The 7,181-nt window shown below is 48.3% G+C and carries 6 protein-coding genes; 2 read left to right on the top strand and 4 right to left on the bottom strand.

Annotation, left to right across the window (positions count from 1 at the left end; genetic code table 11):
* The 3 genes from OEM52_12635 to OEM52_12625 all read right to left on the bottom strand — a co-directional run.
* The coding region (locus OEM52_12635) for a hypothetical protein (GenBank protein ID MDK9700986.1) at window positions 1–992 on the bottom strand (992 nt) is incomplete at its 3' end.
* A gap of 97 nt (window positions 993–1,089) precedes the next feature.
* Entirely contained in the window at window positions 1,090–2,256 is a 1,167-nt protein-coding gene (locus OEM52_12630) for an ABC transporter permease (GenBank protein ID MDK9700985.1), read from the bottom strand.
* On the bottom strand, window positions 2,253–3,194 hold the full coding sequence (locus OEM52_12625) for an ABC transporter ATP-binding protein (GenBank protein ID MDK9700984.1): 942 nt from the start codon (window positions 3,192–3,194) through the stop codon (window positions 2,253–2,255). Before OEM52_12625 ends, OEM52_12630 begins: the two co-directional genes overlap by 4 nt.
* A gap of 418 nt (window positions 3,195–3,612) precedes the next feature.
* Here OEM52_12625 and OEM52_12620 point away from each other — a divergent pair, with 418 nt between their 5' ends.
* Together OEM52_12620 and OEM52_12615 are read left to right on the top strand one after the other, a co-directional pair.
* A complete protein-coding gene (locus OEM52_12620; protein MDK9700983.1) occupies window positions 3,613–5,760 on the top strand; it encodes a TonB-dependent receptor in 2,148 nt (715 codons plus the stop codon).
* Between the two features lie 187 nt (window positions 5,761–5,947).
* Complete coding sequence (locus tag OEM52_12615; protein ID MDK9700982.1) at window positions 5,948–6,931, top strand: hypothetical protein; 984 nt, start codon at window positions 5,948–5,950, stop codon at window positions 6,929–6,931.
* A gap of 88 nt (window positions 6,932–7,019) precedes the next feature.
* Here the strand turns inward: OEM52_12615 and OEM52_12610 are convergent.
* Window positions 7,020–7,181: NINE protein (locus tag OEM52_12610; protein MDK9700981.1), on the bottom strand; the 162-nt coding region annotated here is incomplete at its 5' end.

Raw genomic sequence — 7,181 nt, 5'->3', positions numbered from 1 at the left:
CCGTCGAATATGGTAATTCGTTCGGTTTTGTCGGGATTTTTGGTGTCAATTTGGTAAAGCTCAAAATTACGCCCACTTGGATCATCCAAATTTGATACAAAAAGGATGTGGCGATTATCCCGCATCCAAACCGGAGCAAACGTCGAGCCGCTCAGATTGGTCAATTGCCGTTTCTCTGAGCCATCAGCATTCATAATCCAGAGCTCTAATTTTCTTGGCCGCACGATATTTTGTACTAACAACGAATCCCAACGGGCACTGTCGGCAGCATTTTGAGGATACTCAGCCCGCCAAACGATTTTCCTGCCATTCGGTGACCACCAGGGGCCGCCATCGTATCCTTTCCGGTCAGTGAGGCGCTGGACATTAGAACCGTCGAGGTTCATCCGGTAGATATCGACATCGCCGTCACGAAGGCTCGTAAAAATAACAACTTGCCCATTTTCACTAACAATCGCTTCAGCATCGTAGCCGGTCTGCTTCGTCAGATTTACAGGATCGGAACCGTCGCGATTCGCCGAGAAAATGTCATATCCCGGATACAACATCCAGGTGTATTCTTTGCCTCTTGGTGGGGGAGTCGGGCAGTCGGCACTCGCTTCGTGGGTTGAAGCATAGAGTAACCGGTCGGATTTCGGAATAAAGTAGGAACAGGTGCAACGCCCTTTCCCGGTGGAAACCAACTTCGGTTCGGCACTGCCATCGGCGGGCATGGTAAAGACTTGATCGCAGGAAAAGGGCGGCTGAGTCGATTGGAAAATGATTTCCTTACCATCGGGGGACCAGTACGCCTCGGCATTTTCCCCGCCGAAAGTCAATTGTCGGAGATTCGATAAATGCTTATCCTCACCCGGTAATAGTTGGGGTGCAGGATAGGTCGCCTTCTCGAAAGCCTTGATCGAAGTTGATGTCGAAGCCGGTGTGCCATGCTGCGCCCATACCATCGGTGACAGTAATGAAAAACAAATAATTGCGGTAATTATCCGTTGCATCGTAGTGTTTCCTTTCCGTTGTAAGGGCGCAAAGTAAACAAATCTGAAAGGAAATGAAACGGATAGCGACTATACGGTTCGAGAATCGAAATTCTTCCTACCCCCGCAACTGCCTCCGTTGGAAAATCCCGACGCCAACAAAAAAGTAGAGCAATGCCAGTACGGTAATCGCAATAAACTCCGGGAGTACATTTTCGAACGACAAACCAAGATTGAACACTTTGTTCAATGCGATAACACCATGGGTTTGTGGTAAGAGGTCGGTGAAACCAATCGGATACCCGGCGATTGTGATGAGAGCCGCTTTCGGAAGTGGGAACATTGCTCCGGTAAAGAACATCATCAGGAAAAGGGGAAAATTTGCCAATATGAAGGCATCAGTCTCGGTTTTCGAGAAACAAGCGACGATGAGTCCCACCCCGATTGTCGACAATGCTGTGATTGTTCCAATCGCAATCGCGAGTGGTACTGAACCTTGCGTCCGGAATCCCAATAGCACCGCAAAATATAATGTCAACGCCACTTCCAAGGCTCCGAGCAAAAGCTGGGTCAAGGTTATTCCACCCAGAAAATGAAACGCCGACATCCGTGAGAGCCGTAACCGCCGGAGTGTCCCTTGTTCAATTTCTCGAGCTACTAACATTGCTGCTTGAAAAATCAACATCGAGACCGACATGATGAGCAAACCGGGGACATACAATTCAAAATCGGTGCGAGTGTTAGTATTGCCGAGTGGTTGTTCACGCCACTCGAGTAAACTTGGTTTGGCGGTAGCGTATTGAACAAATTTATCGACAATTGTGCCCGCAAGAACCGTCGCAATGAGATAATTCTGATAGGTGAGATCACCACTCAATTCGATGGGTACTGCCTGTTGCGCGACGCCATTACGATGCTCATTGATTCGCTCGGAAAAATTCGCCGGAAAAGTTAACAGCGCAGTGAGTTTTCTTCCCTGTAATTTTTGAATGCCAGCTTCCCGCGATGCAACCGGAACTATATTCAGATGAAGCGAACTATCGCTTTTCGCCGCCGCCTGTAACGCCGCGATGGCTGCCGCGCCGCCGTTCATGGGTTGCCCATCGATGGTGATGTTTCCGTTATCGAGATTAACGATACCAACATCATAAGTAATCGTCCATGCGACCGACATTGCTTTATATAGTCCCACAAACAACGGCGCTGTCATAATTACTAAAATGAGAATCACCGGGCGGCGAAGTTGTTCGCGAATCGCTTTCTTCGCAATCGATAACATTTTCATTCGCGGAGCCCCCTTCCTGTCATCGCGATGAATACATCCTCAAGAGAATTTTCGCGCAACTGGATTCGCGATGGTGCACCGCCATTATGAGAAGCGACTTCCAAGATCGCCGGAAGCTTCGTTGCGATGTCGCGCTCCTGCACTTCCAAACGATTTCCGGTGAGACTCACGAACGAGAATTTTCCATCAAAGACATTGCGTATAGCTGTTTGTTGTTCTTCGCTCAAAAACATCCAATCGAGTTCAAGGATATCGCCTTTCCCGTATTGTCGTTTCAACTGTTCGGGGGTGTCCATTGCCAACAATTTTCCGTGATCGATGATTGCGACCCGGTCAGCAACCCGTTCCGCTTCATCCATGTTATGAGTGGTGAGAATGATGGTTTTTTTGCGGGCGAGCGAATGGATATACTCTCGTACTAATACCCGGCTCTGGGGATCGAGTCCCGCTTCCGGTTCATCCAATACAACCAGTTCGGGATCGTGTACTAAAGCAAGTAGTAGATTAAGCCGTCGCTGCATCCCGCCGGAGAGGGTCTTCGCTAATTTATTACGCTTTTCAGAGAGTCCGAGCGTCTCAAGTAAAATCTCACCATGGGCTTTTGCAACGGTAGCCGATAATCCATACATCTCACCGATGAAAATGAGTTGTTCGATACAGGTGAGGAATGGCCAAATGACAATCGATTGGGGACATACACCAACTTTGGTGCGAACATCGTCGCCGTTATGAATCGCAGTGCCGCGAATGGTCACTGTTCCGGAATCAGGCGCGAGCAAGCCGCACATCATCGAGATCGAAGTAGTTTTTCCAGCGCCATTCGGACCGAGAAATCCAAACACTTCACCTTCCTGCACAGCGAGCGATAATCCATCGACAGCGGTAACTTCTCCGAAGCGTTTGACGAGATTGGTGGTTTGGAGGACGATAGATGTCATGCAATTCCTCACTATTGAATTGAGAAACAACAAGAGAATGTTGCCAATAAGATAACAGATAGAATAGGACCTTGAAAGTCGAGTTTAAAAGTATTGTCGATATGATTCAATCACTAACTGTATAGAATTCAACAATAAAAAAACATTCATTCATCGGTAACCGAACGAATAATTTCTTTCATCGGAGGAAACTACTAATGAACTAAAACATACAAACGATATTAAATTATATCCATAGATATGCGTAAATAAGCAATACAAACCATAATTTGTGATTTATTAAGTGGTTAGGATAAAACAGTTTTCCGGGCATTGCGTTACTTGATGAAGTATGGTATATTAACCACTTGAAATGAATTAGTTACGTCCTCTGTTTTTGGGGTTTTGCGAAACATTTATTCGCTTCGGCTTGCCACTTGTGATACATCATACTCGTTTACTCACGATATCGCTTGCATTTATTCTCGGTGCAACGATTCTCTACGCGACTCCGCGCACCATCTCCGGCACCGTCACCGGCGAAGAACAGGATGCTCTCCCCCATGCTTCGGTGCAAATCCTCGGCACCAAACTCGGTGTGGTTGCCGATGAAAATGGAAAGTTCACCCTAACGAATCTCGAACCGGGTCGCTATCGCTTGAGGGCGAGTTGCGTTGGTTTCGAGTCATCGGTCATCGGAGTTGATGTCACCAATCGCAATGCGGTTGATGTGCGGCTTCATACCCGCCGGAATTATTTACAGCTCGATCAGATCGTTGTCACTGCCACTAAGACCGAACGCATTTATCAGGAAGTCGCCGTTCCGACAATGGTCCTAACTGGAAAAGAGATTCAGGAGAGCGGCGCCGTCGATGTTGCCGGTGCAATCTCGGATCGCTTAGGTATCGATTTACGACCCGGGCGTGTTGGCGGACAATCGGCGGAAATTCAGGGTTCCGATCCGAAGTATCTCTTGGTGTTAATCGATGGCGAACCAGTGGTTGGAAAATTCGACGACCGTACCGAGTTAAACTCACTCGCAACCAATCGGATCGACCGGATCGAAATTGTGAAAGGTCCCGGCAGCTCGCTCTATGGCAGCGAAGCGATGAGTGGTGTAATCAATGTGATTACTAAGACGGCGCAGAAACCAATTGAGCTTGCCGCGGAAGCGAAAAGTGGCAGCAACGATATGTATGAGTTCGCCACTTCTTATGGAACAAAACAGGCAAACTGGTCGCTGTTATTAAACGGTTCTTCACTGCATGAGGGGAAAACCCAACGCCGCGATTACATCACGTTAATTGCAAACGACCGGTATGATGTGGGTGGAAAATTCCGCTACTTCTCCGATGACGACCGGATTAAAGGGGAAGTGAATGCGAACTACACCGATAACAAAGAAGAATCGCGCAATCCCGATTTACGTTATGTCACCAAATTGGTTCGCACCGATTTTCGCCCCTCGATAAAATTTCGGTACCGACCGTGGGCAGAAGGTGCATTCAAAATTCGCTATTCGAAGTACGACCGGAAGTACGACGTATATGTACGGCGCAGCGGATACCACGATGAAACCCAATCCAACGAAACAAACGAAACAACCTCTTCGGCGGAATTCGATTATTGGCGGCAATTCAGCGCCGGGTACGAAGCGAATTTCGGAGTCGCGGCGCAAAAATCGACCTACAGCGCTGCCCGCATCAGTTGGGGAAAAGGACAGGAAGTTTTTCAGTGGTCAGTGTTCGCCCAATCCGAACGAAGATGGGCTGAGGAGCTAACAACAATCGTTGGCGCCCGCTTCGACCGTAATGAAACCTTTGGCGATTTTTTCTCTCCGAAAATTTCTGCGATGTATACACCGAGTGATTGGCTAAAAATTCGCGGTAGTGTCGGCAGAGGATTCCGGGCACCAAGTTGGGTGGAACTGTATCTCACGTTCCCGCATCCGGCAGTCGGATACGAAGCGTACGGCAACCCCGATTTGAAACCGGAGACATCGGTTGGATACAATCTCGGTTATGAGATGTTGTACAAGCGAAAATTGTTGTGGACTGTGAATGGTTTCTGGAATGACTTCCGTGATCAAATCGACGATTACTCGGTACGTCCCAGTATCCTTAGTTACCGTAATATCGGTTCGAGTTATTCCCGCGGATTTGAGACGACATGGAAATGGTATATGTCACAGTATCTCTCAGCCTCCGCCGGCTATCAATGGATGGAATCGTACGACCGGGAGAGTGAAAACTTCCTGCCCCACCCCCGGCACAGCGGTAATGTCCGGATCGAAGGAAAAGCGTTAACCAACCGGATTACTGGATCGCTACGGGCGCGAGTTTCCGAACGGTATGTCCAACGCTTTGACTTATTGCTTGGCGACTATACCAACGAATTCGAGAAATTCTCAACGAAACCGATTTTTGATGCGACCATAACACTCAATGGCGCACTACTTATGAACAACTGGAAAGAATTTGCTGTCACTGCAGGGGGGACTAACCTGCTGGACGAAACCAACGACCTTTATGGCCCCTACATCGGGAAAAAGGTCTTTATCGCACTGAATTACAACTTCGCAAAGTAAGGGCAAACCCTCTGGGTCACCCTTTTGTAGGGGCTTGATTCATCAGGCCCGGATTTGGACGACACTTGAGAATTGGACAGACTTTTCTTTGGTCTGTCCTACGGATTTCGATGCAACCCTTTGTTGCATCATTCATGCCGGCGAAATGGAATAGTTTCAACGGCTTTGGGGAAACAGGGAGGAAAGAATGAAACTCGTAAGGTTAGCCTTACTGGCTGGGTTGATGGTAGCGATTGCCTTGAGCGGTTGCCAAACAGACGACGACGATCCAATCACACCAACGCCTGCCAATTCATTGTACACGAAAAACATCAAAGACGCGCCAGTCTATCTCAATTTGGAAACCGGCGACTCCGCCTCGGTTTGGGATATCGCCTTTATGCGTTCCGCATCCGGTCAGTTGCCGTCATTTCGGGTGAATGGGGGAATCTCCGGTAGTAAGGGCTATACGGTCGCACAGTTAGCCGCCGCAATGACGCTGACTAACCACGACACCACCGGTTGGACATGGCGTTCTGATGTAAACGATTCTACTTACGGTATTGGCGATACGTGGGCAAGTTACAATCCAATTACACACGCAATCACCGGATATGACTCCGTATCGTATGTTTTACAATTCGATGCCTACAAGTGGGTAAAACTCCACGTAATCAATTACGGTGCAGGTACTGTTCGCTTTAACTATGCGTATTCCGACAGCGTTTCCGGCGGCCGAGTGTACTGGCGCACTGCGATGTCCGATAGCATCTCCGGCGCGGTGGCTGGTACGCTCAAGTACTACCGGTTCGGCTTTGGCGAAGTTACCAGCAATACCTGGCAATTCGCGATGGTCACTTCGTGGTACAATACCGGTTCCGGCGGCATCGGAAATGTGATGTTCCCCTACGGTCGTTTGAATAAAACTGCCGGGGTGGAAGCTTCTTGGGTCAATGCGACGTTCGATAACGTTACGTCGGTTCCGACTGGAACAATGTGGCATACCGACAGCGACACACTCTATACCGGTTGGTTGTTCAATTACAACTCATCGACGCATGCGATGCCAGCATGGGACAAAACGCTGTTAGTGAAGCAAAGCAGCCATATCTGGAAGCTCTCGTTTGACAGCTATATGAACGATCAAGGAACGCGCGGTTTCATCACTTATCGTAAGTCGATGATCCAATAACATTCACATTAAGCGGATAGAAAAAGGGCGAATGATTTTCATTCGCCCTTTTCTATTGTATTCAACGTGCCTGCTATGTTGATGCGTTTCAAATGCGACCGAATTTCGCATCGAAGTCGGCTTGGGACATCGTCAATATGATAATCCCTTCAATAATTCCGATGATGGCTGGTATGGCGGTCCAGAAAAACAGCAGGTACAAAACGCCTAAACCGGGATTGCCAAAATAAAACTTATGCGCACCAAAACT

The organism is bacterium, assembly GCA_030247525.1.
GTDB lineage: Bacteria > Electryoneota > JAOADG01 > JAOADG01 > JAOADG01 > JAOTSC01.
The sequence above is the reverse complement of the archived record's forward strand: the minus strand, read 5'-3'. Positions and strand labels throughout refer to the sequence as shown.